Source organism: Paraconexibacter sp. AEG42_29, assembly GCF_040581415.1.
Lineage (GTDB): Bacteria > Actinomycetota > Thermoleophilia > Solirubrobacterales > Solirubrobacteraceae > Paraconexibacter.
Genome location: NZ_CP114014.1, coordinates 4,683,469 through 4,709,389, shown reverse-complemented (window position 1 = coordinate 4,709,389; position 25,921 = coordinate 4,683,469). Strand labels below are relative to the sequence as shown.

The window sequence follows — 25,921 nt, the reverse complement described above, 5'->3', positions numbered from 1 at the left end:
GTCATGGCCAGCAACGGCATCCGTGATCGCGTCGCCATCGTGGGGATGGGCTGCACGACCTTCGGCGAGCACTGGGACCGCTCGGCCGACGACCTCCTGGTCGACGCCATCAAGGAGTGCTTCGCGTCGACCCCGGAGCTGACGCTGGCCGACGTCGACGCCTTCTGGCTGGGGACGATGAACTCCGGGCAGTCCGGCGCCGTCCTGTCCCGCCCGATGGCCCTGGACTACAAGCCCGTCACGCGCGTGGAGAACATGTGCGCGACGGGGTCCGAGGCCGTGCGCAACGCCTGCTACGCGGTCGCCTCGGGTGCCTACGACACCGTCATGGCCGTCGGCGTCGAGAAGCTGAAGGACACCGGGTTCTCCGGGCTGGTCCGGTCGAACGTCGCCGGTGACGGCACGGCGCCGGAGCAGACCGTGACCGCCCCCGCGGCGTTCTCGCTGCTGGACCCCGCGTACTGCAAGAAGTACGGCGTCGACCCGCAGGACATGCGCGACGCGATGACCCACATCGCGTGGAAGAACCACCACAACGGCGCGCTCAACTCACGGGCGCAGTTCCAGAAGGAGGTGTCCAAGGAGAAGATCGCCGCGTCGCCGCTGGTCGCCGGCCGCCTGGGCATCTTCGACTGCTCAGGTGTCTCCGACGGCGCCGCCTGCGCGCTGATCGTCCGGGCCGAGGACGCCTACAAGTACACCGACAGGCCGATGTTCATCAAGGCGCTCGCGCTGGCGGCCGGGCCCGCGAACGGCCCGATGGACCCGGGCTACGACTACACGACCTTCGAGGAGGTCGTCCGCTCGTCGGCCGACGCGTACAAGCAGGCCGGGATCACCGACCCGCGCACGCAGATCGCGCTGGCGGAGGTCCACGACTGCTTCACCCCGACCGAGCTCGTCCTGATGGAGGACATGGGCTTCTCGGAGCGTGGCGAGGCGTGGCGGGACGTCCTGGACGGCGCCTTCGACCTGGACGGGCGGATCGCCGTCAACTCCGACGGCGGCCTGAAGTCCTTCGGGCACCCGGTCGGCGCGTCCGGCCTGCGGATGCTCTTCGAGAACTGGCAGCAGTTCCGCGGTGAGGCGGGTGAGCGTCAGCTGGACAACCCGAAGCTCGGCCTGACGCACAACCTCGGCGGCCGGCCCGGGACGTGCGTGTCGTTCGTCTCGATCGTCGGCGCCGAGCAGGACTGACGCGGTGAGCTCGTCCGGCGAGGACCGGTTGCTGGTCGAGCGGCGAGGGCCGGTCCTGGTCCTGACGCTGAACCGCCCCGACGTCCGCAACGCGATCGACAAGCCGCTGGCCGATGCGATCGCCGCGGCGCTGGACGAGTTCGACGCGGACGACGGGCTGAGCGTCGGCATCATCGCCGGGGCGGGCAAGGGCTTCTGCGCGGGCATGGACCTGAAGGCGTTCGGCGAGACGGGCGAGCGCCCGTGGTCCGGCGACCGTGGCTTCGCGGGCATCGTGCGCCGGTCGTCGGACAAGCCGCTGATCGCGGCGGTCGAGGGCTTCGCCGTGGCCGGCGGCTTCGAGATCGCCCTGGCCTGCGACCTGATCGTGGCTGCCCGCGGGACGAAGCTCGGCGTGCCGGAGGTCAAGCGCGGCCTGGTCGCGGCCGGTGGCGCGCTGCGGCGGCTGCCGCGCATCCTGCCGGCGGCGTTCGCGACCGAGCTGGCGCTCACGGGCGAGCTGACGACGGCGGACCGGCTGCATGAGCTGGGCGCGATCAGCCGGCTGACCGAACCGGGCGGCGCGCTCGACGGCGCCCTGGAGCTTGCGGCCGCGATCGCGGCGAACGGCCCGCTGGCGCTGCGGGCGACCAAGACGATCCTGCGCGATCAGTGGTCGTGGGACGACGCGGACTTCTGGGCGCGGCAGGAGGAGCGCGTCGGCCCGGTGATGGCGTCGGACGACGCGCGCGAGGGCGCGCGGGCCTTCACCGAGAAGCGCCCGCCGGAGTGGCAGGGCCGCTAGCGCCCAAGCTCCTCCAGGTACGTCAGCGACCCGTCCTGGCCGGCGGAGATGTCGAGGCAGAAGTAGCCGGCCCGCCGGTACTCGAGCCCCTTCTTGGCGCCGAGCGAGCACACGATCCCGCGCCGGAGCTTGGTGGTCTTGCGCAGCTTCACGCACTGCTTCTGCTTGGCCTTCGTCGACAGCGCGGCGCAGCCGGTCTTCTTCTTGGCTGCCGTCGCGGGCGCCGCGCCGGTGAGCGCGGCGGGCGCGGCCGCGACGCATGCGGCGGCCAGGACGGCGCCGGCGCGCACGCGCACTCCAAGAACTCTGCCGATCCGCATGTGCGCATACTAACCGTCGTAAGCGTCAGGCGGGCCGGGTGCCGCATGGGGCAGACCGCAGGGTGCGAAGCGACCCGCGGCGGCAATCGCACCCCCACCTTGCGCTGGAAGGGCGGTTGTGGTCGGGGGTCGGTGGCGCTGGCGCCGAGGACCGGGTGCTCGCGTGCTGGTGGTGCTGACGCCGAGGACCGCCGCGGTCGCGGTGGCTGTGGGAACTGCGGGCTGCAGACGGTGGATGCGCTGGGCGGTCGCGGCGGCCTGGGTGCGGGGCTGTGGGCGGGGTGGCCGGCTGTGCGAACCGCGGAGATCGGGGACCTTGTCCCTCAGCGCATGCCATGCATGCTTCAGCGCGCAAGGTCGGCTCCGCACCCGCGACATCGGGGTCCTCGGAGGATGTGACGGGGTTTGCCCCCCTAACCCTCCACGCGTCCTGGTCGCGGCCGGGCGGCGGTGGTCCCTCGGAGGATTCGGCGGGGCATACCCCCCAAACCCTCCACGCGTGGCACGACGCCCAGCCTGAGGAGCTCCGCTCCCGCTTGGCTGCCACCGCGGCCCGCCCGCGGAACCACGGCACACGCCGCCGCCAAAGCCGGTCGCGCCGTCGTGAGGCTGTTCCGCGTCCTACGAGAGTGCTCGCTTCTTCGCCGCAACCAGATCATCTGACTGCCCCGAAACAGAAGGTCCCCCCGCGGCGCCGGTAGCCTCCGGCAGATCGCCGAACCCGACGACACGCTCGCCGTCCCGCCCCGTCGCGGGCGCCGGCCCAAGACCGAGTCCGCGGTCCTCAAGGCGACCGCCGAGCTGCTCCGGGCCACGTCACTGGCCGACCTCACCGTCGCGCAGATCGTCACCGCGTCCGGGACATCGCGGTCGAGCTTCTACGAGCACTTCGGCTCCAAGGACGCGGTCGTCCTCGCCCTCGCGGCGTCGGTGACGGCGCGCGCGGCCGGCGACATGGCGCGGCTGCTGGCCCCGTCGGGCCGCCCGGTGGAGGACGTCTTCCGGGACGGGATCACCGCGTGGCTCGACGGGGCGGCCGCCAACCACCAGATCTGGCTCGCGGCGACGGAGGGCTGGCCGCGGGCACCCGAGCTGCGCGAGCTCTGGCTGGGGGTCGGCAAGGCCGTCGGCGAGCAGATCGCCGTCGTCATCGATCGCGACCGCGCCGCGGGAGTGGCGCCGCCCGGCGCGGACGCGCAGGCCCTCGGGGCCACCCTGGCCTGGGCGACCGAGCGCGCGTTCCACGTCGCGCTCTTCGGCGGCCACGGGACGCTGACCGGGCTCGACGCGATCGTGGAGCCGCTGGTGCAGCTCTACGTCGGGACGATCTACGGTCGCCCGATCGTCCCGGCGGCCCCCACGAACGCACCGGGTGATAGCTGACGCGCACACGGGTGTGCGTCAGCTATCACTCGACGCGGAAGACGGGCGCGGGGGAGGCCAGAGGACGCCCGTAGACCCCCCCGACCAGGAGTTGCACGAGCGGCTCCACCGTCGACTCCGCGTCCGGTAGCCCGTGGGCGCCGCCGGCCAGCGCCACGTGCACCACCCGCTCGAAGGCCCAGATCAGGCAGGACGCCAGCGCGACCGCGTCCGCGCCCTGCGGCGCTGCACCCGTCGCCCGGTCGGCGACGATCGTCGCGGCGATGTCGCGGGCCCCGCGCTCCAGCCGGCCCCACCACAGGCGGCGCAGCTCGTCGTCGTGCGGCCACTCCTCGCTCACCGCGCGTACGAGCCCGCGGTGCTCGAGACACGTTGCGACCCAGCCGCGGAGGCTCGCGCGGATGACCGCCTCCGGGTCGGCGGCCGGCCCGGCCAGGAACGGGTCGACGGCGACGAGGACCTCGTCCATGAACTGCCGGAAGCAGGCGGCGACGACGGCGTTCTTCGAGGGGTAGTGCGTGTAGAAGGTCGTCCGTGAGACCCCTGCGCGCTGCAGTATCCGGGCAACGCTCAGATCGCTCAGCGACCGCTCCGCCAGCAGCTCCTCGGTGGCCGCGAGGATCGCGGCCTGGGCACTGGTCGCCATCGGCTGCAGGCTACCGGTGACCGGCCGCCGGCGACCTGCGCGGACGGTCCGCCTGGACAGACTGTCCGGAAATGCGTTAGCCTCGGGACATGGAGACCGAGACCAAGCACGTGGACGTCCTCGTCATCGGCGCCGGGATGGGCGGCATCTGTGCCGCGGCCCGGCTGCAGCACGCGGGGGTCAGCACCCTCCTGGTCGAGCGCGAGGACCGCGTCGGCGGGCGCGCGTCGACCTTCGACGTCGACGGCTTCAAGGTGAACACGGGCGCCGTCGCGATCGAGAACGGGGGCGACATGGAGCAGACGTTCACGGACCTCGATGCGGTTCTGGACATCCGCTACCCCAAGCCCGCGAACGTCTTCCGCATCAAGGGCAAGACCGTCAACCCGGCCAAGGGCGGCTGGTCCTTCCTGCTGGACCAGATCACGAAGAAGGGCGCCAAGGTGCTGTCCGGGCTGGGCGACGCACGCAAGGGCGAGTACCCGGAGGAGCAGCTGACGCTCGAGCAGTGGATCGCGGGCGCGACCTCGAACGAGACCGTCCACCGCCTCTTCCGCAACCTCGCCGCGGCGATCTTCGCGGTCAACGCCGACGAGATCCCCGCCAAGGCGTTCCTGACCTACTTCATGCAGAAGGGCGCGTTCCGGAACTTCGGCTTCCACCCGGACGGGACGATCGGCGTGTGCCAGGCGATCGCGGACGTGGTCACCCGCGACGGCGGGGAGATCTGGCTCTCGAGCCCGGTGACGAAGCTGCACGTGGACGGCGGCCGGGTCACCGGAGCGACGATCGAGCGGGACGGCGTCAGCACCGAGGTCACCTGCGGCGCGGTCATCTCCAACGCCGGGCCGACGGCGACGATCGCGCTGGCCGGCGGGGCCGACACGCTCGGCCAGGAGTACGTCGACTCGATCGCGCGCCAGTCCAAGCCGTCCGCGAACATCATCATCCACGTCGCGTCGCGCGAGCCGCTGCTCGACACTCCCGGCCTGATCGTCTTCAGCGCCACCGAGCGCATCTGCAACGCCGGCAACATGACCGCGACCTGCCCCGAGCTCGCGCCCGAGGGCTGGCACCTGACCGTCGTCTATGCCGTCCCGCGCCCCGCGATCGGGGACTTCGACAGCGCCGAGGAGCTGCGCCTGTCGCTGGAGGAGCTCGAGAGCGAGCTGCCCGGGATGAAGGACCCCGAGACGCGGGTCATCGACGCCCGCGTCATGCGCGACGAGTGGCCCGCCCAGCGGGCGGCGTCCGGCTACGAGCTGCCGCGGGAGACGCCGCTGGACAACCTCTTCAACGTCGGTGACGGCGTGCGGGAGTACGGCGACGGCGGCACCCAGTCGTGCGCGACGACCGCCCGCCTGGTCGTCGAGGAGCTGCTGGAAGGGCGCGTCGCGACCGCCTGATCGCCGTCCGCGAACATGTCTCGGACACTTTGTCCGGACAGATCGTAAAATCATGTAGGATGCGTGCATGACGAGCGCAGATACTGCGGTCCGCTGGGACGACCTGATCGAGCCGGGACGTGTCCACGGCTCGCTCTACACGGACCCGGACATCTATGCCCTCGAGCTCGAGCGCATCTGGTACACGACGTGGGTCTACGTCGGCCATGTGAGCGAGGTCCCGGAGCCGAACGACTACGTCCTGAAGTCGATCGGCCCGCAGCCGATCATCATGAGCCGCGACAAGCAGGGCGAGATCCACCTGCTGCTCAACCGCTGCACGCACCGGGCGAACCTGGTCTGCGACGCGGCCAAGGGCAACTCGTCGGCGTTCCGCTGCCCGTACCACGGGTGGACGTTCTCGAACACCGGCAAGCTCCTGGGCTACCCGTTCAACAGCGGCTACGGCGGGCGCGAGGCGAAGAAGGACCTCGGCCTCGGCCGGGTCGCCCGCGTCGCGACGTACCAGGGCTTCGTCTTCGGCTCGTTCGCGGAGGACGGCCCGACGCTCGAGGAGCACCTCGGCGCGGCCACCGACGCCTTTGACCGCCTGGTTCGCCTCTCCCCCACGGGTGAGGTCGAGCTCACCGCCGGCTGGCTGCAGCACAAGTGCAAGGCCAACTGGAAGATGCTGCTCGAGAACGAGACGGACGGCTACCACCCGCAGTTCGTCCACTCCTCGATCTTCTCCGTCGCGGCCAGCGGCATCGGCGACCTCTACGGCGAGAAGTCGACGGCCGTCTGCCGGGACCTCGGCAACGGCCACACCGAGAACGACCTGCGCCCCGAGTTCCGGCGCCTGGACCAGCCGCTCGGCTGGTTCGGCACCGACCCGAAGAAGGTCCCCGACTACGTCGACCAGCTGACGGCCGTCCACGGGGACAAGACCCGCGAGATCCTGATCGACGGGTCGCCGCACGTGATGGTCTTCCCGAACCTGTTCATCGCGGAGATCCAGCTCTTTGTCCTGCAGCCGACCGCGGTCGACGAGACCGTGCAGCACGTCACAGCCGTCCAGTACAAGGGCGCCCCGGACATGAACCGGCGGATGCTGCAGCAGACGATCGGGTCGGTCGGGCCGGCGGGCTTCCTGCTGGCGGACGACAGCGAGATGTACGAGCGCAACCAGCGCGGCGTCCACGCCCGCAACCCGGAGTGGCTCGTCATCAAACGCGGCATGCACCGCGAGCGCCAGGACGAGAACGGGTTCACGGTCGGCGACGCGACCGACGAGGTCCCGCAGCGCGCGATCTGGAAGCACTACCGCTCGCTGATGGAGGCCCCGGTGCCCGAGCCCGAGACGGCGGTCAAGGCCGGTCCGCAGGGCCTGGTGGCATGACGGTCCTCGACATCGAGCTGCTCCGCGAGGTCGAGCAGTTCATCTTCCGTGAGGCGCGCTTTCAGGACGAGCTGCGCTACGACGACTGGGAGGCGCTGTGGACCGACGACGGCGTCTACTGGGTCCCGGCCAACGCCGACGACTCGGACCCGACCAAGCAGGTGTCGATCATCTTCGACAACCGCGCCCGCATCGCGACCCGCATCAAGCAGCTGCACACCGGCAAGCGCCACTCGCAGACCCCGCCGTCCAAGCTGCGCCGCCTGATCTCGAACGTCGAGCTGCTCGACGGCGCGGGGGACGACGACGGCGGCGCGATCCGCGTCGGGGCGAACTTCCTGGTGTACGAGTCCCGCGAGCGCGGCGTCACGCTCTGGGCCGGCCGCAGCGAGTACACGCTGCGCCGCACCGACGACGGGCTGCGGATGGCCTACAAGAAGGTCTTCCTGGTCGACAACGACCGGCCGCTCTACACGCTGGCGTTCCTGATCTGATGGCGGGCGAGATCCAAGAGGGGACCGGCGGGCTCGGCGAGGTGAGCGGCGAGTTCGCGTCCGTCCAGGTCTCGATCGACACCGAGGGCAACGGGCCGAGGTTGCGGATCGAGGATCTGCGCACCGGGCACGTCGGCTATCTGGACCCGCTCGAGCTCGAGACGCTCGCCTGGCTGCCGGACGGTGGCCTGCACAAGCTGCTGGATCCCTCGCTGCTGCGCTGGCGCGGCGAGGCCTGACCCATATGAGCGACACACCTGACCGCGCGCGCCCGCTGACGGCGTTCGACGCGCAGTTCCTCGCCGCGGAGGCCGGGAACATGACCAGCAACTACTGCGGGCTGGGCATCTTCGGCCCCGATCGACACGGCGAGGTCCTCACGCGCGAACGCGTCCGAGCGCTCTTCCAGCGGCGTATCGAGCGCATCCCGGCGCTGCGCTGGCGCCTGCAGACGAGCCCGCTGGGCCTGGACCACCCGTCGTTCGTCGACGGCCCCGTCGACCTCGACGCGCACGTCCTGCAGCGGACGCTCCCAGCGCCGGGCGGGCCGGTGGAGCTCGCCGCCGTGACCGCGGACCTGATGGCCACCCGCCTGGATCGCCGGCGCCCCCTCTGGCAGTTCGTCCTGATCGACGGGCTCGCCGACGGCCGCGTCGCCGTCGCCATGGTCTTCCATCACGCCGCCGCGGACGCGCTGGCGTTCGCGACGATCCTGAGCCTGCTGCTGGACGTCCAGCCGGACCCGGCCGACCGCAGCGACCTGCCGGACGTCGTCCCGCACACGCCGCCGCCGCCGGCTTCGCACCGCGCCGCCACCACGGTCCGCCGCACGGTCACGCACCCGCTGCGCGCCGCCCGGTCGGGGGCCAAGGCGCTGCCGTACCTCGACCAGGTCCCGATGCTGCGCGCGTTGCCCGGCGCGCAGACCGCGGCGAAGGCGGCCCGTGCGGGCCAGGGGCTGCGCCCCGGCGAGACCAAGGACCACGGCGAGTACCTGCAGGCGCCGAAGGTCCGCTTCAACGGGCCCCTGTCGCCCGGGCGCTCGATCGCGTTCGGCCGGGTGAGCCTCGACGTGGTGCGGACGCTGAAGTCGGCGTCGGGTGCATCGTTCAACGACGTCGTGGTGGGCGCGGTCGCCGGCGGCCTGCGGCGTCGCCTGGCGGCGACGGACGGCGTCCCGGACGAGCCGCTGCTCGCGTTCGTCCCGTCGAGCGTGCGGACCGCGAACAGCGACGGGAAGATCAGCAACGCGATCTCCTCGTACGTCGTGCCGGTGCCGACGCAGCTGGCCGACCCGGTGGCGAGGCTGCAGGCGGCGGCGGAGGGCATGAACACTGCGAAGGCCCGCCACGCCGACGCGCCGACCACGCTGCTCGAGGACGCCAACGAGCTGATCTTCCCGCTCGTGTTCGCGCCGCTCGCTGGCGGCATCATGCGCCTGATGGGCAGCGGCCTGCTCGCGCCGCCGCTGAACCTGGTGCTGTCGAACGTTCCCGGCCCGCCGGTGACGCTGCACCTCGACGGCGCGCCGATGGAGGAGGTCGCGCCGCTGAGCCTGATCTTCGACGGGGCCGCGCTCAACGTCACCGTGGTCAGCTACGCCGGCGAGCTGGAGATCGGCGTCGTCGGCGACCGCGAGCTGGTCCCGGACGCATGGGACCTGGTCGCCGACATCCAGGCCGAGTTCGCCGACCTCTACGCAGCCCTTCCGACCCCCACCTGACCCCCCCCAAACGCGGGGCGTCGGGAGCGAGTGCGACGCTCAGGCTTCGTCGCCCGGGGTCAGGGACGGCGGCTGCGGCGTGGTGCCGATCCGGCGGTCGTAGCCCGCCCGGGCCGACTGGTCGACCTCGAGGAACGTGCGGTCGGCCTTGATGGCCTTGTTCATCCGGTCACGCACACGACGGCCGATCAGCGGCTGGGTCCGCGCCAGCGTCCCCACCACCTTCGGGACGAACACGTCGGGCCGCGGCCTGGCGATCACAGCCACGATCGCCGCCGCCACGTCGTCCGGCTCGATGTTCTTGACGAACCGTGTGCCCTTGGTGCCGGCGATGAGCTCGGTGTTGGTGAAGGAGGGCATCACGCAGGTGAACGCCAGGCCGGTGCCGGCGTACTCGACGCGGGCGGTCTCGGTCATCGAGATCACGCCGGCCTTGGTGGCGGCGTAGGTCAGGCCGCCGGGGACGGGGGACTTCCCGGCCACGGAGGCCACGTTGATGATGTGGCCGCGGCCCCGCTCGAGCATGCCCGGGAGGACGCTGCGCATCCCGTTCAGGCAGCCCATCATGTTGATGTCCAGCGCGCGCTGAGCCGTCGCCGGCGCCTCGTCCAGGAACGGGCCGATCGGCATGATCCCCGCGTTGTTGATGAGGACGCCGAGCGGCCCGAACGCGGTCTCGGCGGCGTCCACGAACGCCACGAACGAGTCCGCATCGGACACGTCGAGCCGGACGGCGAGGGCACGATCGCCGAGGCCGGCGGCGGCAGCCTCGGCCGCCTCGACGTCGATGTCACCCAGGACGACGCAGGCCCCGCTGGCGTGCAGGGCACGTGCGGTGGCGAGCCCGATTCCGCGTCCGGCGCCGCTGATGGCGACGACGCGCGTGGTTCCGGCCGGCACGGGAAGACTCATGCAGCCAAGTCTTACAGGTTGTCCGATCAGTGTGTGCAGAGCATGTGGCCGACGGCCGGTAGGCTGCGACCATGAGCCCCGAGCAGCGTGTTCGCCTGACGGTCGAGGATGGCCTCGCGCAGCTGTCGTTCAGCGCGCCGGAGCGACACAACGCGATCGATCCGGCCTGGGTCGCGGCGCTGGGCGACGCGGTCGACGCGATCGCCGCGGACGGCACCGTCCGGGCGGTCCTCGTCACCGCGGACGGGGCGAGCTTCAGCGTCGGCGGCGACCTCGCGCACTTCGCGCGCGAGGCAGACCGCATGCCCGACGAGCTCGACGCGATGGTGCGGCCGTTCCATCGCACGCTCGCGACGCTGGGCGACCTACCGGTTCCGATCGTCTGCGCGGCTCAGGGTCCGGTGGCGGGTGGCGGACTCGGGCTGCTGTGGTGCGCGGACATCGTCCTGGTCGCCGACACGGCCAAGCTGGCCGCGGGCTTCCCGCTGCTGGGTCTCAGCGGGGACGGTGGCAGCGCGTGGGCGCTCCCGCGGCTCGTCGGCCTGCGGCGCGCGCAGCAGTTCATCCTGGGCGGCAAGGTCCTGAACGCCGACGAGGCGGTCGAGTGGGGGATCGCGTCGGAGGTCGTCCCGGCGGCGGACCTCGCCGACCGCGCACTGGCCGAGGGTCGCCGGTTCGCGGCGGGGCCGACGGTCGCCTACGGCCACGCCCGGCGGCTGCTGCGCGGGGCGAGCACGGTCAGCTGGGCCGAGCACCTGACGCTTGAGCTCGACGCGCAGGTTGCGTGCGGCGCGACGGACGACGCGCGCGAAGGTGTCGCAGCATTCGCGGCTCGCCGGCCGGCGGCGTTCACCGGGCGCTGAGCAGCGAGCGCCGCCGCGCGGAGCTACTTGCGGGTCGGCGCGTAGAGCGTGTTCCAGACGATGCCGGTGTACGCGTCGATCAGCTTCTCGAGCTCGGCGCCGCCGGCGGTGCGTACCAGCTGGTGCAGGCCGCGCTCGGCCATCCACTGCAGCCAGGCCGCGGTCTGCGCGGCGGGCAGGGCGGGGTCGACGAACCCGCCGGACTGACCGGTCTTGATGTGCTTGCGCAGGCCGGCGATGTTCGTGGTCATCATGCCCTCGACCAGCTCGCGGACGTTGGCGTCGTAGGCCGCGGCGTCGTAGGTCGCCGCCATCAGCGTGGTGTGCGGCTTGTAGGTCTTCACGACCTTGTCCAGCGCGGCACGCAGGTCGGCCTGTGAGGCCGACGCGTCGAGCGCGAACCAGTCCGTCGCGGCGCCGTACAGCTCGGTTGTGATGTCCTCGAACCAAGCCCGCAGCAGATCGCCCTTGTCCTCGAAGTAGACGTAGAACGTCGACCGCGACATGCCGGCCTCGGAGACGAGGCGCTCGACGCTGATCTCGGTGAAGGACTCGCCCTCCTCGAGCAGCTTCTCGACCACCCCGAGCAGGCGGTGGCGGGCGTCGTCACGGCGCTGGGTGCGCGTGCTCTGGGACTTGCGGGTGACGGACGGCATGTCCGGACATCGTAACGGAGCGCCGGGCGGATCCGGCAGGTGCACGAACCCGGCGCACCCGACCGGCGCGCGGCGCAAGGAACCCATGCGTTCTCTGGGCCGCACGCCGACGCGCGACCCAGCTGCCAAGCCGCTGTTACGCCACCGGGCCGCGTTCGCGGGACCAGTCGACGAACCACTGGAACGCCTCTGGGTTCGCGAGCGAGCCGGCGTTCGCCGCCGAGCCCGGGTCGCGGCCCATCAGGAGCTTCTTCACCGGGACCTCGAGCAGCTTGCCAGTCAGCGTCTTCGGCAGGTCCGGGACGGCGAGCAGCTCGTCCGGGACGTGCCGGGGGGACGCGTCGGCGCGGATCGCGGAGGCGACCTGCTTGGTCAGCTCCGGCGTCAGCTCGGCGCCGCCCGCGAGGACGACGAAGAGGCCGAGCCAGCTGTCGCCCGTCCCGTCGGCCGGCGGGACGTCGACCGCCAGCGCGTCCTCGATCCCGTCGATCGCGAGCACGGCGTTGTAGATCTCCGCGGTCCCGATGCGGATGCCGCCGCGGTTGACCGTGGAGTCCGAGCGCCCGTAGATGACGGCCGAGCCACGGTCGGTGATGCGGATCCAGTCGCCGTGGCGCCAGACGCCGTCGAACGTCTCGAAGTACGACTCGCGGTAGCGCTCGTCCCCCGCGTCGTTCCAGAACTTGACCGGCATCGACGGCATCGGCTCGGTGACGATCAGCTCGCCGACGTCGTCGACGACGACCTGGCCCTCGTCGTCCCAGGCCTCGACCTTCACGCCGAGCATGCGGCAGGAGAGCTCGCCGGAGTAGACGGGCATCAGCGGCGAGCCGCCGAAGAAGCCGCCGGCGATGTCCGTCCCGCCCGATGTGGACGCAAGCCAGATGTGCGGGCCGACGTGCTCGGCGACCCACGGGAAGCCCTCGGGCGCCAGCGGCGAGCCCGTGACGCCGACCGACCGCAGTGACGTCAGCTTGCGGCCCTGGGCGGGCAGCACCTCGGCGCGCATGCAGCCGTGGATGAACGCGGCGCCGGCGCCGAACAGCGCGACGTCGGCCTCGTCGGCGAGGTCCCATAGCGCGCCGAGGGACGGGTAGCCGGGGTTGCCGTCGTAGAGGACGATCGAGATGTCCGACAGCAGCCCGCAGACCAGGTAGTTCCACATGATCCAGCCGGTGGTCGTGAACCACAGGGCGCGGTCGCCGGGCTTGATGTCGTGGTGCAGCCGCCAGGTCTTCAGGTGCTCCAGCAGCGGGCCGCCGTGCCCGTGCACGATCGGCTTGGGCAGCCCCGTCGTCCCGGACGAGTAGACGATCCACAGCGGATGGTCGAACGGCACGCGCTCGAACGCGAGCGGCTCGTCGGTGGCCGGGAAGTGCTCGTCCCAGTTGCCCGCGTCGCCGAGGTAGGGCAGCGTCACCGTCTGCCGCACGGTCGGCAGCGCCTCCGCGAGCTCGGCCACGATCTGCGTGCGGTCGAAGGACTTGCCGCCGTACTCGTAGCCGTCGACGGCGAGCAGCACCTTCGGCTCGATCTGCGCGAACCGGTCGACGACCGTGCGCGTGCCGAAGTCCGGCGAGCAGCAGGACCAGATGGCGCCGAGCGACGTCGTCGCCAGGAACGCGGCGACGGTGTGCGGCATGTTCGGCAGGTAGCCGGCGACGCGGTCGCCCCGCTCGACGCCGAGTGCCCGCAGGCCCGCGCGGATCCGCGTCGTCTGCTCGGCGAGCTCGGCCCAGGTCCACTGCTCAAGGGCGCGGCTCTCCGTCGCGAAGTGCAGGGCCGGGGCGGCCGCGTCCTTGCCGCGGAAGACGTGCTCGGGGAACGACAGCGCCACGTCTGGGAACCAGCGCGCCCCCGGCATGTCGTGGGTGTCCAGGACACGGGACGGGTCACCGTCGGCGACGATGTCGAAGCGCTTCCAGAGGGTTCCCCAGAAGCGCTCGACGTCGTCCACCGACCACTGCCACAGCTCGTTGTAGTCCGCCGCGCCCACGTCGCGCATGAGGGCGGCCACCTCGGCCGCCTCGATCAACTCGGCCGGCGGCTCCCACAGCGGCGCCGGCGCGACGGTGTCCGACATCAGCCGGCGGCGCCTGCGGTCGCCGATTCCTTGTACTCGTCCTTGAGCAGGCGCTTGAGCAGCTTGCCGGTGGGGGTGCGCGGCAGCTCCTCGCGGAAGTCGACCGAGCTCGGGCACTTGAGCTTCGCCAGGCCGGAGCGGCAGTGGGCGATGAGCTCTTCCTCGAGCGCAGCGGCTGCCGCCTCGTCGGCCGGCATCTCGACGGGCTGCACGACGGCCTGGACGGCCTCGCCGAAGTCGGGGTGGGGGACGCCGAAGACGGCGGCGTCCATGACCTTCGGGTGGGACTGCAGGGCGTCCTCGGCCTCCTGGGGGTACACGTTCACGCCGCCCGTGATGATCATGTAGGACGCGCGGTCGGTCAGGAACAGGAAGCCGTCCTCGTCCAGGTGACCGATGTCGCCGAACGTCTGCCAGCCCTTGTCGTTGGTGACGCCGGCCGTCTTCTCGGGGTCGTTGTGGTACTGGAACTGCGGCCCGTCCGAGAACCAGACCGCGCCGTCGGTCCCGGCCGGGACCTCGTTTCCGTCCTCGTCGACGATGTGCGGCACGCCGACGAGCGCCTTCCCGACGGTGCCGGGCTTCGCGAGCCACTGGTCGGGCGTGACCCAGGTGAGGCCGCAGGCCTCGGTCGACGCGTAGTACTCGTGGATGATCGGGCCCCACCAGTCGAGCATCTGCTGCTTGACCTCACGCGGGCACGGGGCGGCCGCGTGGATGACGAGGCGCAGGCTCGAGACGTCGGCGGCGGCGCGCACGTCCTCCGGCAGGCGCAGCATCCGCACGAACATCGTCGGGACGAGCTGGGTGACGGTCACGCCGTACTGGGCGAAGTAGTCGAGGGCCTTCGCCTCGTCCCACCGCTCCATGACGACGACGGTCCCGCCGAGCTGGTGGTTCGCCATGCAGAACCGCAGCGGAGCGGCGTGGTAGAGCGGTGCCGGGTTCAGGTAGACGTCGTCGGCGCCGACCCCGAACATGCCCTTGAGGATCGGCGTGACGATGATCGGCTCGGTCTCCAGCGGGGCGGTCAGATCGGCCGGGCGGATGCCCTTCGGCTTGCCGGTGGTGCCGGACGAGTAGAGCATGTCCCGGCCGGCGATCCGGTCGGGCTCGGTGGCCTCGGCGGGGAACTTCGCGTACGCCTCCTCAAAGGACTCGAGGCCATCGATCTCGCCCTTCATCGCGTACCACTTCTCGACCTTCGGAGCCGCGCCCTGCGCGCCCTTGACCCGGTCGGCGTACCGCGAGGAGAAGACCGCGATCCGGGCCTCGCAGTTGTCGATGATGTAGCCCATCTCCTCACCGGTGAGCTGCGTGGAGCAGGCGGTGTAGAGCAGGCCGGCGTAGTGGGCGCCCCAGGCGAAGACGAGGTACTCGGGGGAGTTCTCGGCGACGAAGGCGACGTGGTCGCCGGGCTGCAGGCCGGCGTCGCGGAACAGCTGGGCGATCTGGTTGGCGGCGGCGTCGACCTCGCCGTAGGTCGTCGTATGGCCGGACCCGGCCATGATGATCGCGGGTTTGCTGGGGTCCTGGGCGCCTGGATACATGCGATCGAGTATCTCGACCGCGCAGCACCGCCGTATGGCCTGGAAGGGGGAGGTTCCTCCACCTATCGGGCGAGACGCTAAGAGTGCTCTTAGGTACCCGGATACGACGAGGGGCCCGTCAGCGTCGACGGGCCCCGGTCAGACGTCGATGTCGCCCGGCGCGGCTAGCCCGCGGCCTCGGCGAGGAAGGCCTCCATGTCGAAGTCCTCCTCCCAGTAGTGCGGGCGCATGAGCGCGATGCCGAGCTGCTCGAAGATGCGGTTGTCCTCCCAGTAGGTGTTCTCGCGCAGGATCTTGCCCTGGTCGTCGAACTCCTGGTAGGTCGAGCCGGTGCCGGTGAGCGTCTTGCCCTCGGTCGGGATCCCGCGGAAGGTCGAGGCGCCCTCGATCGTGACGTCCCAGTGGATCAGGCCGAACTTCTCCTTGCCGAGCCACTCGGTGGCCGTGAAGGTGTACTTGCCGTTCTCGCCGGCGCTGATCGGGCCGAGCTGCTCGCGGATCATGTCCGCGTCGGTGAGCGTGTCGACCTCGTGGTCCTCGATCTTCCCGAACTGGATCGTCGGGTAGTCGGCGTACAGGGCGACGAGCGCCTCGACGTCGTTGCCGAGGGCGTCGGCCCACTTCTGCGCGTGCTCGAGGTTGCTCATGCCGTCACCGCCTGCTTCGTGCCGGTGGTGAGCCGGTCGGGCTTGATCTCGTGCGTCTGCCGCAGGATGCAGGCGGCGTCCCACCACGAGGACTCGCGGGTGATCTTGCCGTCCGCGTCGTACTCGTGCCACGTGTGGCCCATGGTGAGGAAAGGCTTCCCGGCGACGTCGATGCCGATGAAGTTCGCGCAGTCCTCGGGGCTCCACTCCCACGAGATCAGGCCGCAGTCGCGGTCGCCCTCGTACCCGCGGACCCGGAAGTTGTGCACGCCGAGGCCGTTCTCGCGGTCCTTGTTGGCGTACAGGGAGAACAGACGCAGCAGGTCGGGCTTGGTGTTGACGTTGTGCTGGTCGAGCATCGGGTCCTCGAAGATGAAGTCGTCGGCGTAGAGCGCGCAGACCTCCTCCGAGCTGGACCGGAAGGCCTTGAGCCATTTGATGGCGAAGTTGTAATGCATGGGGCGGTATCTCCCGAGGCTTGGGTGCGTACGGAGTGGGCCAGGTGACCCTCGTCACGAAGACGCTAGAACCGGCGCCCGAGCGTGCCGTCTTCCCTAAGGGGTGGATGCCCCGGTCGAAAGGAGGACGGCCTCGCCAAGGCCCTGTTAAACAGCCGATGCCCGGCGGCGGCCGGGCATCGGAGAGGCTTGCTGCGGTCGAGCCCTGGGGCTCAGTCCATGCCGAGCGGGCCCTCGGACTGCCGGTTTAGGAACTGGCGGACGAACGGGTTCTCGGACGCGAGCATCTCGTCGCGGCCGCCGGCCTGGACGATCCGGCCCTTCCACAGCACGGCGACGTACTGGGCGATCTGGCGCATCGTCGCGATGTCGTGGGTGATCAGGATGTACGTGCCGCCGTGACGCCGGTGCATGTCCCGGATCAGGTCGCAGAGCAGCGACGTGCGGACGGGATCCAGGCCGGAGTCGGGCTCGTCGAAGACGACGATCTCGGGCTCGGTCACGAGTGCGCGGGCGAAGCCGGCGCGCTTGCGCATGCCGCCGGAGAGCTCGGACGGCATGGCCGTCTCGGCGCCGGACAGGCCGACCTCGGCGAGGCGTGCCCGGACGACGTCCTGGATCGCGCTCTCCGACAGGTTCGAGTTCTGGCGAAGCGGGAAGGCGGTGTTGTCGAAGACGTTCATCGACCCGAAGAGCGCGCCGTCCTGGAACAGGATGCCGAAACGGCGGCGGAGCTCGAGCAGCTCGGACATCCGTAGCTGCGGGACCGACTGGCCGTGGACGAGGACGTCGCCGCCGTCGGGGAAGAGCAGGCCGATCAGGTGCTTGATGAGCACCGACTTGCCGGTGCCGGACGGGCCGAGCACGACCGAGATCATGCCCTCCGGGATGCCGAGGTTCAGGCCGTCGAGCACCTGGTGGCGACCGAAGTTCTTGTAGACGTCCTTGCACTGGATGGACCAGAACTCACCCGGGACATCCTCGATGAGCGACTCGGCGCCCTCGTGGAACGCGAAGTTCGCAGCGCTGTCGAGCAGGTCGCGTGTTGCCGGGTCCGGGGCGCCGGGTCCTCCGATGGACGGAACTTCTGTCAAGCCACTCATGTGCTGCTCTCCTCTGGCGATCGTTCCTCGCGGCAATGCAAGCTGGATGATCATCCTCTCCGCGGACCAGACCTGGCGTGCCTTCGTAGGGGTACTTCTCTCCACCTTTGGTGGGTCACCCCTCATTCGCGGGGGTACAGTCGCCCCATGGCGTCGTCATTCCTCGCCGTGCAGTTCGAGTTCACGCACGCGATCGGCCCGCACGCCGGACGCTACATCGTCGCTCACCCGAGCTCGGTGGATTCGACGGGCGCGGCCCTCCGCAGCGACGCCCTCACGCGCCGACAGCAGCTGTCCGGCCAGACGATGCAGAAGGGCACGGCCGACGTGCTGGCCATCAGCGTCGACGTGGCGCCGGCACGGATCCCGAAGCTGCGGCGGAAGGCCAAGGAGGCCGAGGTCGACAGTGGCCCGGCCGAGGTGCCGCTGCTGCTCGCCACCTTCATCCGCGGCACCCGCCCCCTCGATCGCAAGGTCGCGGACGCGGAGCTGCTCGAGCTGTCGGTCGACGAGGACGCGCAACAGGCGTGGGTCGCCGAGGGCCTCCTCGTCCTGAACCGCGCGATCCGCGCCTACCGGGCCGGTTCGCGTGACCCGTACGTCCGCGAGGTCGCCCAGCGGGACTCCCGGACCACGCGCATCGGCTACGGCACGACCGAGTCCCTCCCGAACGGCAAGTTCACGCGTGCCGCCGTCCTGCCGCTGCCGCTCGGCCTGAAGGCCAGCCGGGAGGAGCGCCTGGCGCCGTCGGAGACCACGGCGAACGTGCTCGCGGGGCGCGCCTCGGTGCTGGAGGGCGAGGACCTGCTCCTGCGCGCCTACACCGACCTGGACCACGGGCGCACGCGCGCCGCCGCGCTGCAGGTGCGGGCAGCGGTGCACCTGCTGGAGCTCGAGCTGCGGGACCTGGACGGCGGCAACATCGGCGTCGACTTCGACGAGCTGGCGAACGACACCGATCGCATCGTCGCCGCCATCGCCGGCGGACCGCTCGAGCACGAGCAGGTCGTCGAGGTCGAGGCGATCGTCGAGCGCATCGAGCACGCGATCGAGCTGTGGCGCTTCACGCCACGGCTCGAGACCTCCTGACGGGCGCTCAGCCGGAGACGCGCCAGGCGAAGCGCCGGCGCAGGTACAGCATGGGCTCGGCGGCCTCGTCCCGGTCGACGTCGCCGATCTCCCCGATCAGCACCGTGTGATCGAGGTGGTGGAACGCCTTGGACGTCTCGCACTTGAGGTAAGCGAGAGAGCCGTTGACCTTGGGGACGTCGCCGTCCCACTCCCAGTCGATGCCCGCGAACTTGTCCTCGTCCTTGCTGGCGAACTTGCCCGCGACCTCGTCCTGGCCCACCTGCAGTACGTGCACGCCGAAGTGGCTGGCCGCGAGCAGCGAGTCGTAGGAGCGCGACGTGTGCGCGACGGAGACGAGGATCGACGGCGGGTTCGCCGTGTAGGCCGTGAGGCTCGTGACGACGAGGCCCTTCGGCGTTCCGCCGTCGCCGACCGTCACGACGGCCACGCCGGCGGGCAGCTCGGCCATCAGGTCGCCGAACATGGCGCTGGTGCAGGACTGCGGCACGATCGTCATCGGTACATCCTCTCGTTCTGGCTTTGCCGACGTGGACAGTGTGCCGTCATGCCGCACACCCGTCACGCCATTCGTCGAGCAGGTCCATCTCAAGTAGCGGCAGGCCGGCCGGCGGCAGGGGACGGCGGGCCGGCGACGCCGGGCCCACCGGGACCTGGTCGCTCAGCGTCAGGCCGTAGCCCTCGAGGCCGCGGATCCGCTTGGGGTGGTTCGTCATCAGGCGGATCGAGCCGAGCCCGAGGTCGGCCAGGATCTGCGCGCCGATCCCGAACTCGCGCAGCTCGTCGAACGGCGTCGCCCCCGGATTCGGGAGGTGGCCCTCCGCGGCCTCGCCGAGGCAGCCGAGGCCCGGCTGCTCGAAGTAGACGATGACGCCCGCCTCCTCGCGGTCGATCCGGTGCAGCGCGTCGTCGAGCTTGCTCGCGCAGCCGCAGGCCGCCGAGCCGAGCTTGTCGCCGGCCATGCAGGAGCTGTGGACGCGGACGAGCGTGTCGTGCCGCCCCATGACGTCGCCGCGGACGAGGGCCATGTGCTCCGCCCCGGTCGCGAGGTCGCGGTAGCCGATCGCGCGGAAGACGCCGTGCGCGGTGGGCATCGTGGTCTCGACCACGCGCTCGATCAGCTGCTCGTTGCGGCGGCGGTAGGCGATCAGGTCCTTGACCGTGATCATCTTCAGGCCGTGCTCGGTGCAGAAGCTGCGCAGGTCGTCGACGCGCGCCATGGTCCCGTCCGGGTTCATGATCTCGCAGATGACACCGGCCGGCGTGAGGCCCGCGAGGCGCGCGAGGTCGACCGCGGCCTCGGTCTGCCCGGTCCGCTCCAGGACGCCGCCCGGCTTGGCGCGCAGGGGGAACATGTGGCCGGGGGAGACGATGTCGGCGGCCGTGGCGCCGGCGGCGACCGCAGCCTGGACGGTGCGGGCGCGGTCGGCGGCGGAGATGCCGGTCGTCGTCCCGACGCGGGCCTCGATCGACACCGTGAACGCGGTCTCGAAGGTCGAGCCGTTCGCGTCGGTCATCATCGGCAGGCCGAGGTCGTCGCAGCGCTCGGGTGTCATCGCCAGGCAGATGAGGCCCCGCCCGTGGGTCGCCATGAAGTTGATGGCGTCGGGCGTCGCGAACTGCGCGGCCAACGTCAGGTGGGCGGGCGGGTCCGAGTCAGCGCGATCCTCGTCGTCGCAGACCACGACCATCTTCCCGGCGCGCATGTCGTCCAGGGCCGCTTCGATCGTGCTGAACGGGCTCATGGACACAGCATGGACCCCGGGGGACACCGGATCATCCCCCCGGGGTGCAGTGGCACCCCCCGAAGGGGGCGGTCGGGGGTCAGTCGGTGTTCAGGCCGCGCGGGAAGTACCCGCGTTCGTCCGATTCCACGCGGTCGACCCAGGGCAGGCGGGACTCCTCCCAGAGCTCGAGCTCCGGCTCGACCCACGACGGGTCGGTGAGCGTCCCCGCCTTGATGAACGCGATGTCCGGCGCGTCGCCGAGCACCGAGATGATCGGTGAGCCGCAGTCGCCGCAGAAGGAGCGGTGCGCGGGTGCGCCGCGGTCGGTGCCCATCGTGTCGAACGTCTTCGGCGTGCCGGTGATCACCAGCTCGTCCTTCGGGACGCCGAGGTTGATCGAGAAGGCCGTGCCCGACTGCTTGCGGCAGTCGGTGCAGTGGCAGATGCCGGTGAGGATCGGCTCGGCCTCGCTGGAGTATGTGATGGCGCCGCAGAGGCACCCACCTTCGATCTTGCCCATGACTCTCTCTCCTGCTGCGTTGGGGGTGGTTTACATCCGGAAGACGGGGCTGCGGCGCTCGCCGAGGGGGGCGTTCGCACAGGCGGACAGCGCGAGGCCCAGGACGTCGCGCGTGGACAGCGGGTCGATGACGCCGTCGTCCCAGAGGCGGGCGCTGGCGTAGTACGGGTGACCCTGGCGCTCGAACTGGTCGCGGATCTTCTGCTTGCCGGCCTCGATCTTCTCGGGGTCGGTCTCGCGGCCGACGGTCGCCAGGACGTTCGCGGCCTGATCGCCGCCCATGACGCTGATGCGCGCGTTCGGCCACATCCACAGGAAGCGCGGGTAGTACGCCCGGCCGCTCATGCCGTAGTTGCCGGCACCGAACGAGCCGCCGACGATGACGGTCAGCTTCGGGACGCGGGCGGTCGAGACGGCGGAGATCATCTTCGCGCCGTGCTTGGCGATGCCGCCCTCCTCGGCCTCGCGGCCGACCATGAAGCCCGTGATGTTCTGCAGGAAGACGAGCGGGATGCCGCGCTGGTCGCACATCTCGATGAAGTGCGCGCCCTTCAGCGCGGACTCGCTGAAGATCACGCCCTGGTTGGCGATGATCCCGACCTGGTGGCCGTGGAGGTGCGCGAGGCCGGTGACGAGCGTGGAGCCGTAGTTCGCCTTGAACTCGTGGAAGCGCGAGCCGTCGACGATCCGGCTGATGATCTCGCGCGGGTCGTACGGCGTGCGCAGGTCGGCAGGGACGGCGCCGGTCAGCTCGGACGGGTCGACAGCCGGGGCCTCGGGCGCCAGGCGCTGCCACGGCGGGTTCTGCGTGTCGCGGGTGCCGAGCGACGCGACGATCTCGCGCACGATCGCCAGGGCCTCGGTGTCGTCGGCGGCGAGGTGGTCGGCGACGCCGGACTTCTTGGTGTGCAGGTCGCCGCCGCCGAGGTCCTCGGCGCTCACGTCCTCACCGGTCGCCGCCTTCACGAGCGGCGGGCCGCCGAGGAAGATCGTCCCCTGGTTCTTGACGATGACCGTCTCGTCGCACATCGCCGGGATGTAGGCGCCGCCGGCGGTGCAGGACCCGAGCACCGCGGCGATCTGCGCGATGCCCTCGGCCGACAGGTTCGCCTGGTTGTAGAACGACTGGCCGAAGCCGCGGATGTCGGGGAACAGCTCGTCCTGCAGCGGCAGGAAGCCGCCGCCCGAGTCGACGAGGTAGACGCACGGCAGCCGGTTCTGCAGCGCGATCTCCTGTGCCCGCGTCTGCTTCTTGGCGGTCATCGGGTAGTACGAGCCGCCCTTCACCGTCGCGTCGTTGCAGACGATCATCACCTCGCGGCCGCTGACGCGACCGATGCCGGTGATCATGCCGGCGCCCGGGGCGCCGTCGTCGTACATGCCGTGGGCGGCGAGCGTCGACAGCTCCAGGAACGGCGAGCCACGGTCCAGCAGCTGCTCGACGCGGTCGCGCGGGAGCAGCTTGCCGCGGCTCGTGTGGCGGTCGGCCGCCTTCTGCCCGCCGCCGGCGCGGACGACGTCGATCTGCTCGCGCAGGTCGGCCGCGAGCGCGGCGTGGGCCTCCTGGTTCTTGACGAACTCCTCGGAGCCGGGGACGGCGTGGGAGCGCAGGACGTTGCTCATGACTCTTCCTCCTCGAGTTCGACCACGGCTTGGCCCTGGCGCACGGACTGCCCTTCGGTGACGTGGACGGCCTCGACGACGGCGTCGGTGGGAGCGGTGAGCGCGAGCTCCATCTTCATGGACTCGATCACGACGAGCACGTCCCCCTCCTTGACGTGGGCGCCGGCCTCGGTGCGGACCGAGAGCACGGTGCCGGGCATCGGCGCCTCGAGGGCGCCTGCCGCTGCGGCGTCGGCCCCCAGCACCTCGGGCTCCACGAGCGTGAACGCGAACGCGTCGGCGCCGCTGGCCACCCACCGCTGCTTGCCACTCGCCGCGCGGTGCCACTCGCTCCGCCACCCGGCGATGCGGATGGACACGCTCTCAGGCCCCGTCCGCTCGGCCGCGGCCGGTGCGCTCTCACCGGCGACGGTGACGGTCAGCGCCGACGGCGGGCCGGCGACCTGCACGAGCAGCGGCTCGTCGAGCGACGGCGCGGACAGCTTGACCTCGACCGGCCGCGGGCCGGCGATGCGGAAGCCGACGAGCGAGTCCCACGGGTCGCCGGTGGCGGCGCCGGCCTCGTGGATCAGGAGGGTCTCGATCACCGCGAGCGCGACGGCGGCACCGACGACGTCGTCGTGCGTGGGGCCGACGGCCGCGATGCCGCGCTCGATCATGCCGGTGTCCATGTCGCCCGCGCGCACCTCCTCGCTTTGCAGCAGGCGGGCGAGGAACCCCGTGTTGGTCGTGACGCCGAGCAGGTGCAGGCCGCCGGCGGCCTCGACGGCCAGGTCGAGCGCGGTCTCGCGGTCGGGGGCGTAGGTGATGAGCTTCGCGAGCAGCGAGTCGTAGTCGCTGCCGACGACCGAGCCGCGGCCGACGCCGCTGTCGACGCGGACGCCGTCGCCGACGGGCTCGATGTAGTCGACGAGCGTGCCGGTCGCGGGCAGGAAGCCGGACGACGGGTCCTCCGCGCAGATTCGCAGCTCGACCGCGTGGCCGGTGAGGGTGACGTCCTCCTGCGCGATGCCGAGCGGGTCGCCGGCCGCGATCCGCAGCTGCAGCTCGACGAGGTCCAGGCCGGTGACCAGCTCGGTGACCGGGTGCTCGACCTGCAGGCGCGCGTTGACCTCGAGGAAGAAGAACTCGTCGGGCGTCTCATAGGGGACGAGGAACTCGCAGGTCCCCGCCCCGACGTACTGCGCCTCGCGGAAGAGCTGGACTGCGGCCGAGCCCATCTTCTCGCGGGTCTCCGGGGAGATCACCGGGGAGGGCGACTCCTCCACGACCTTCTGGTGACGGCGCTGCAGCGAGCACTCGCGCTCGCCGAGGTGGATGACGCCGCCGTGCTGGTCGGCGACGACCTGCACCTCGACGTGCCGTGAGCGGGGGACGTAGCGCTCGACCAGGAGCGTGTCGTCGCTGAAGCCGGCGACGGCCTCGCGGCGGGCGGCGCCCAGGGCCTCGGGCAGGCCGGCGCGGTCCTTCACCACGCGCATCCCGCGGCCGCCGCCACCGGCGGCGGCCTTGACCATCAGCGGGAAGACGCCGTCGCCCTCGGCGTCGGCGAAGGCGATGATGTCGTCGTCCGTGAGGCCGGGGCGGCTGAGGCCGGGAAGGACCGGCACGCCCGCCTTGTCGGCGACGGCCTTCGCGCTGACCTTGTCGCCCAGCGCCTCCATGGCGTCGCCCGACGGGCCGATGAACGTCAGGCCGGCGTCGACGCAGGCACGGGCGAAGCCGGCGTTCTCCGAGAGGAAGCCGTAGCCGGGATGGATCGCGTCCGCCCCGCTGGTGCGGGCTGCCTCCAGGACCTTCTCGACCGACAGGTACGACTGCCCCGCGGGCGCCGGGCCGAGGCGCACGGCCTCGTCGGCGAGCCGGACGTGCGGCGCGGCCGCGTCGGCGTCGGAGTAGACCGCGATCGCCCGCAACCCGAGCTTCTGCACGGTCTTGATGACGCGGACCGCGATCTCCCCGCGGTTGGCGATCAGCACGGCGTTCAGACTCATGGCGTTGCTCCTGCTCCTGCGACGGCGGGACGGGGGGAAGGCACGGGGTGCTAGCGGCCGAGGAGGTCGCGGGCGATGATGATGCGGCGCACCTCGTTGGTGCCGGCGCCGATCTGCAGCAGCTTGCCGGCGCGGTACAGGCGGTTGACCTCGGTCTCCCAGATGTACCCGCCGCCGCCGTGGATCTGGACGGCGCGGTCGACGCAGCGCATCAGGACGAGGCCGGCCTGCAGGACGCACGCGGCGGCGCGCTTGCTCAGGTGCTTCTTGTCGGCTCCGCTCGCCTCCAGGGCGGTCGCCTCGGCGCCGACCTGGTAGCAGAAGGACCGCAGCGACTCGGTCTCCGCGTAGATGTCCGCGACCATCCCCTGGATGAACTGGAACTGCGAGATCTTCTGACCGAACTGCTCGCGGGACTGCGCGAACTCGATCGAGAGCTCGAGCGCCCGCTCGCACATCCCGATCATCATGAACGCGAGACCGATGCGCTCGAGGTCCAGGCCGGACATGACGACGCGGACGCCCTTGTCGACCTCGCCGACGACGTTCTCGACGGGGACGCGGCAGTCGTCCATGACGATCTCCGCGGTCTGGCTGCCGCGCATGCCCATCTTCTTCAGCTTCTGGGCGATCTCGAACCCGGGCGTGTCGCAGTCGACCGCAAACGCCGTGATGCCGTGCGCGCCGGCGTCGAGGTTCGTCTTCGCGTAGACGAGGCAGACCTGGGCGATCGGCCCGTTCGTGATGTAGAGCTTGGAGCCGTTGAGGACGTAGTGATCGCCGTCGAGCTTCGCCGTCGTGCGCATCGAGCCCAGGGCGTCCGACCCGGCGCCGGGCTCGGTCAGGCCCAGGCAGCCGACGATCGAGCCGTCGCTCATGCCGGGGATGTACCGCTCGCACAGCTCGGCACTGGCGTTGTGGAGGATGTTGTTCAGGCAGAGGTTCTCGTGCGCGAGGACCGCCAGGCCGATCGACGGGTTCCACTTCGAGAGCGCCTGCATGACGAGCGCGGAGCTGAAGAAGTCCTGGCCGGCGCCGCCGAGGGACTCGGGTGCGGTGACGCCGAGGTAGCCCGCCGCGCCGAACGACGGGAAGACCTCCTCGGGCCACCACTCGTCGTCGTCCATCCGCTGCTGGAGCGGCCAGAAGCGGTCCTTCGCGAACCGCTCGACCTGCTCGACGATGTGCTGGTGGTCCTCACCGAGCGCGAACCAGGGGCCCGCAGAAGCGACGTCGGGGGTCATGGCGCTCGACGCTACTCCGTCCCCGTCGCCCGGATCCTCACCCGGTGGGGGAGAAGGGGGTTACTTCGGGGGGACTTTGAATGCTCGTTCGGATTTTCCATCCGCCGCAGCGTACCCGCTC

25 protein-coding genes and 1 pseudogene are annotated in these 25,921 nt (G+C 71.0%); 11 read left to right on the top strand and 15 right to left on the bottom strand.

Features of this window, described 5'->3' with window-relative positions:
• The first annotated feature begins 3 nt into the window (after nt 1-3).
• The gene (locus DSM112329_RS22870) at nt 4-1,197 is read left to right on the top strand and encodes an acetyl-CoA acetyltransferase (protein ID WP_354698866.1); all 1,194 of its coding nucleotides are present in this window, start codon (nt 4-6) and stop codon (nt 1,195-1,197) included.
• A 4-nt stretch (nt 1,198-1,201) separates the two neighbouring features.
• On the top strand, nt 1,202-1,981 hold the full coding sequence (locus DSM112329_RS22865; protein WP_354698865.1) for a crotonase/enoyl-CoA hydratase family protein: 780 nt from the start codon (nt 1,202-1,204) through the stop codon (nt 1,979-1,981).
• Here the strand turns inward: DSM112329_RS22865 and DSM112329_RS22860 are convergent.
• The gene (locus DSM112329_RS22860) at nt 1,978-2,301 is read right to left on the bottom strand and encodes a hypothetical protein (RefSeq protein WP_354698864.1); all 324 of its coding nucleotides are present in this window, start codon (nt 2,299-2,301) and stop codon (nt 1,978-1,980) included. The two genes, DSM112329_RS22865 and DSM112329_RS22860, sit on opposite strands and share 4 nt — an antisense overlap.
• A gap of 663 nt (nt 2,302-2,964) precedes the next feature.
• On the opposite strand from DSM112329_RS22860, the pseudogene DSM112329_RS22855 reads away from it, so the two are divergent.
• Nucleotides 2,965-3,210 (top strand): annotated as a pseudogene (locus DSM112329_RS22855) (TetR/AcrR family transcriptional regulator); the annotation flags it as partial.
• A 21-nt stretch (nt 3,211-3,231) separates the two neighbouring features.
• The gene (locus tag DSM112329_RS22850; protein WP_354698863.1) at nt 3,232-3,684 is read left to right on the top strand and encodes a hypothetical protein; all 453 of its coding nucleotides are present in this window, start codon (nt 3,232-3,234) and stop codon (nt 3,682-3,684) included.
• Nucleotides 3,685-3,709: 25 nt separating this feature from the next.
• On the opposite strand, the gene DSM112329_RS22845 is transcribed toward DSM112329_RS22850, so the two are convergent.
• Nucleotides 3,710-4,330: a TetR/AcrR family transcriptional regulator gene (locus DSM112329_RS22845; RefSeq protein WP_354698862.1), complete on the bottom strand. Its 621-nt coding sequence runs from the start codon at nt 4,328-4,330 to the stop codon at nt 3,710-3,712.
• A gap of 89 nt (nt 4,331-4,419) precedes the next feature.
• On the opposite strand from DSM112329_RS22845, the gene DSM112329_RS22840 reads away from it, so the two are divergent.
• The 5 genes from DSM112329_RS22840 to DSM112329_RS22820 all read left to right on the top strand — a co-directional run bounded on the left by DSM112329_RS22840 (nt 4,420) and on the right by DSM112329_RS22820 (nt 9,331).
• Complete coding sequence (locus tag DSM112329_RS22840; RefSeq protein WP_354698861.1) at nt 4,420-5,736, top strand: NAD(P)/FAD-dependent oxidoreductase; 1,317 nt, start codon at nt 4,420-4,422, stop codon at nt 5,734-5,736.
• A gap of 67 nt (nt 5,737-5,803) precedes the next feature.
• Entirely contained in the window at nt 5,804-7,114 is a 1,311-nt protein-coding gene (locus tag DSM112329_RS22835; protein ID WP_354698860.1) for an aromatic ring-hydroxylating dioxygenase subunit alpha, read from the top strand.
• Nucleotides 7,111-7,608, top strand: coding sequence for an aromatic-ring-hydroxylating dioxygenase subunit beta (locus tag DSM112329_RS22830; RefSeq protein ID WP_354698859.1), 498 nt, complete (start codon nt 7,111-7,113; stop codon nt 7,606-7,608). Before DSM112329_RS22835 ends, DSM112329_RS22830 begins: the two co-directional genes overlap by 4 nt.
• Nucleotides 7,608-7,847, top strand: coding sequence for a hypothetical protein (locus tag DSM112329_RS22825; RefSeq protein ID WP_354698858.1), 240 nt, complete (start codon nt 7,608-7,610; stop codon nt 7,845-7,847). The genes DSM112329_RS22830 and DSM112329_RS22825 overlap by 1 nt, the downstream gene beginning before the upstream one ends.
• A 5-nt stretch (nt 7,848-7,852) precedes the next feature.
• Nucleotides 7,853-9,331 carry a wax ester/triacylglycerol synthase family O-acyltransferase gene (locus tag DSM112329_RS22820; RefSeq protein ID WP_354698857.1) on the top strand — a complete coding sequence of 493 codons (1,479 nt, stop codon included), beginning with the start codon at nt 7,853-7,855 and terminating at the stop codon, nt 9,329-9,331.
• A 39-nt stretch (nt 9,332-9,370) separates the two neighbouring features.
• Here the strand turns inward: DSM112329_RS22820 and DSM112329_RS22815 are convergent, their stop codons facing one another.
• Nucleotides 9,371-10,243 (bottom strand): SDR family oxidoreductase, encoded by an 873-nt coding sequence (locus DSM112329_RS22815; protein WP_354698856.1) that lies wholly within the window; start codon nt 10,241-10,243, stop codon nt 9,371-9,373.
• A 71-nt stretch (nt 10,244-10,314) separates the two neighbouring features.
• Here DSM112329_RS22815 and DSM112329_RS22810 point away from each other — a divergent pair, with 71 nt between their 5' ends.
• On the top strand, nt 10,315-11,106 hold the full coding sequence (locus DSM112329_RS22810) for an enoyl-CoA hydratase-related protein (RefSeq protein ID WP_354698855.1): 792 nt from the start codon (nt 10,315-10,317) through the stop codon (nt 11,104-11,106).
• 23 nt (nt 11,107-11,129) lie between these two features.
• On the opposite strand, the gene DSM112329_RS22805 is transcribed toward DSM112329_RS22810, so the two are convergent.
• The 6 genes from DSM112329_RS22805 to DSM112329_RS22780 all read right to left on the bottom strand — a co-directional run bounded on the left by DSM112329_RS22805 (nt 11,130) and on the right by DSM112329_RS22780 (nt 17,603).
• Complete coding sequence (locus tag DSM112329_RS22805) at nt 11,130-11,762, bottom strand: TetR/AcrR family transcriptional regulator (RefSeq protein ID WP_354698854.1); 633 nt, start codon at nt 11,760-11,762, stop codon at nt 11,130-11,132.
• A gap of 136 nt (nt 11,763-11,898) precedes the next feature.
• Nucleotides 11,899-13,845 carry an acetoacetate--CoA ligase gene (locus DSM112329_RS22800; protein ID WP_354698853.1) on the bottom strand — a complete coding sequence of 649 codons (1,947 nt, stop codon included), beginning with the start codon at nt 13,843-13,845 and terminating at the stop codon, nt 11,899-11,901.
• On the bottom strand, nt 13,845-15,395 hold the full coding sequence (locus DSM112329_RS22795; protein ID WP_354698852.1) for an acyl-CoA synthetase: 1,551 nt from the start codon (nt 15,393-15,395) through the stop codon (nt 13,845-13,847). Before DSM112329_RS22795 ends, DSM112329_RS22800 begins: the two co-directional genes overlap by 1 nt.
• Before the next feature lie 164 nt (nt 15,396-15,559).
• Entirely contained in the window at nt 15,560-16,042 is a 483-nt protein-coding gene (locus DSM112329_RS22790) for a hypothetical protein (protein ID WP_354698851.1), read from the bottom strand.
• Nucleotides 16,039-16,500, bottom strand: a complete 462-nt coding sequence (locus DSM112329_RS22785; protein ID WP_354698850.1) for a hypothetical protein — start codon at nt 16,498-16,500, stop codon at nt 16,039-16,041. The genes DSM112329_RS22790 and DSM112329_RS22785 overlap by 4 nt, the downstream gene beginning before the upstream one ends.
• Before the next feature lie 212 nt (nt 16,501-16,712).
• Nucleotides 16,713-17,603 (bottom strand): ABC transporter ATP-binding protein, encoded by an 891-nt coding sequence (locus tag DSM112329_RS22780; protein ID WP_354698849.1) that lies wholly within the window; start codon nt 17,601-17,603, stop codon nt 16,713-16,715.
• Nucleotides 17,604-17,750: 147 nt separating this feature from the next.
• Between DSM112329_RS22780 and DSM112329_RS22775 the strand changes: the two genes are divergently transcribed.
• Nucleotides 17,751-18,692, top strand: a complete 942-nt coding sequence (locus DSM112329_RS22775; protein WP_354698848.1) for a hypothetical protein — start codon at nt 17,751-17,753, stop codon at nt 18,690-18,692.
• Nucleotides 18,693-18,699: 7 nt separating this feature from the next.
• On the opposite strand, the gene DSM112329_RS22770 is transcribed toward DSM112329_RS22775, so the two are convergent.
• From DSM112329_RS22770 to DSM112329_RS22745, 6 genes are all read right to left on the bottom strand, one after another.
• A complete protein-coding gene (locus tag DSM112329_RS22770; RefSeq protein WP_354698847.1) occupies nt 18,700-19,191 on the bottom strand; it encodes a flavin reductase family protein in 492 nt (163 codons plus the stop codon).
• Between the two features lie 46 nt (nt 19,192-19,237).
• Nucleotides 19,238-20,437: a 3,4-dihydroxy-2-butanone-4-phosphate synthase gene (gene ribB / locus DSM112329_RS22765; protein WP_354698846.1), complete on the bottom strand. Its 1,200-nt coding sequence runs from the start codon at nt 20,435-20,437 to the stop codon at nt 19,238-19,240.
• A 79-nt stretch (nt 20,438-20,516) separates the two neighbouring features.
• Nucleotides 20,517-20,939 (bottom strand): GFA family protein, encoded by a 423-nt coding sequence (locus DSM112329_RS22760; RefSeq protein ID WP_354698845.1) that lies wholly within the window; start codon nt 20,937-20,939, stop codon nt 20,517-20,519.
• 30 nt (nt 20,940-20,969) lie between these two features.
• On the bottom strand, nt 20,970-22,562 hold the full coding sequence (locus DSM112329_RS22755; protein ID WP_354698844.1) for a carboxyl transferase domain-containing protein: 1,593 nt from the start codon (nt 22,560-22,562) through the stop codon (nt 20,970-20,972).
• Complete coding sequence (locus tag DSM112329_RS22750) at nt 22,559-24,556, bottom strand: biotin carboxylase N-terminal domain-containing protein (protein ID WP_354698843.1); 1,998 nt, start codon at nt 24,554-24,556, stop codon at nt 22,559-22,561. Before DSM112329_RS22750 ends, DSM112329_RS22755 begins: the two co-directional genes overlap by 4 nt.
• 50 nt (nt 24,557-24,606) lie before the next feature.
• Nucleotides 24,607-25,800 (bottom strand): acyl-CoA dehydrogenase family protein, encoded by a 1,194-nt coding sequence (locus DSM112329_RS22745; protein ID WP_354698842.1) that lies wholly within the window; start codon nt 25,798-25,800, stop codon nt 24,607-24,609.
• Nucleotides 25,801-25,921: the final 121 nt, after the last annotated feature.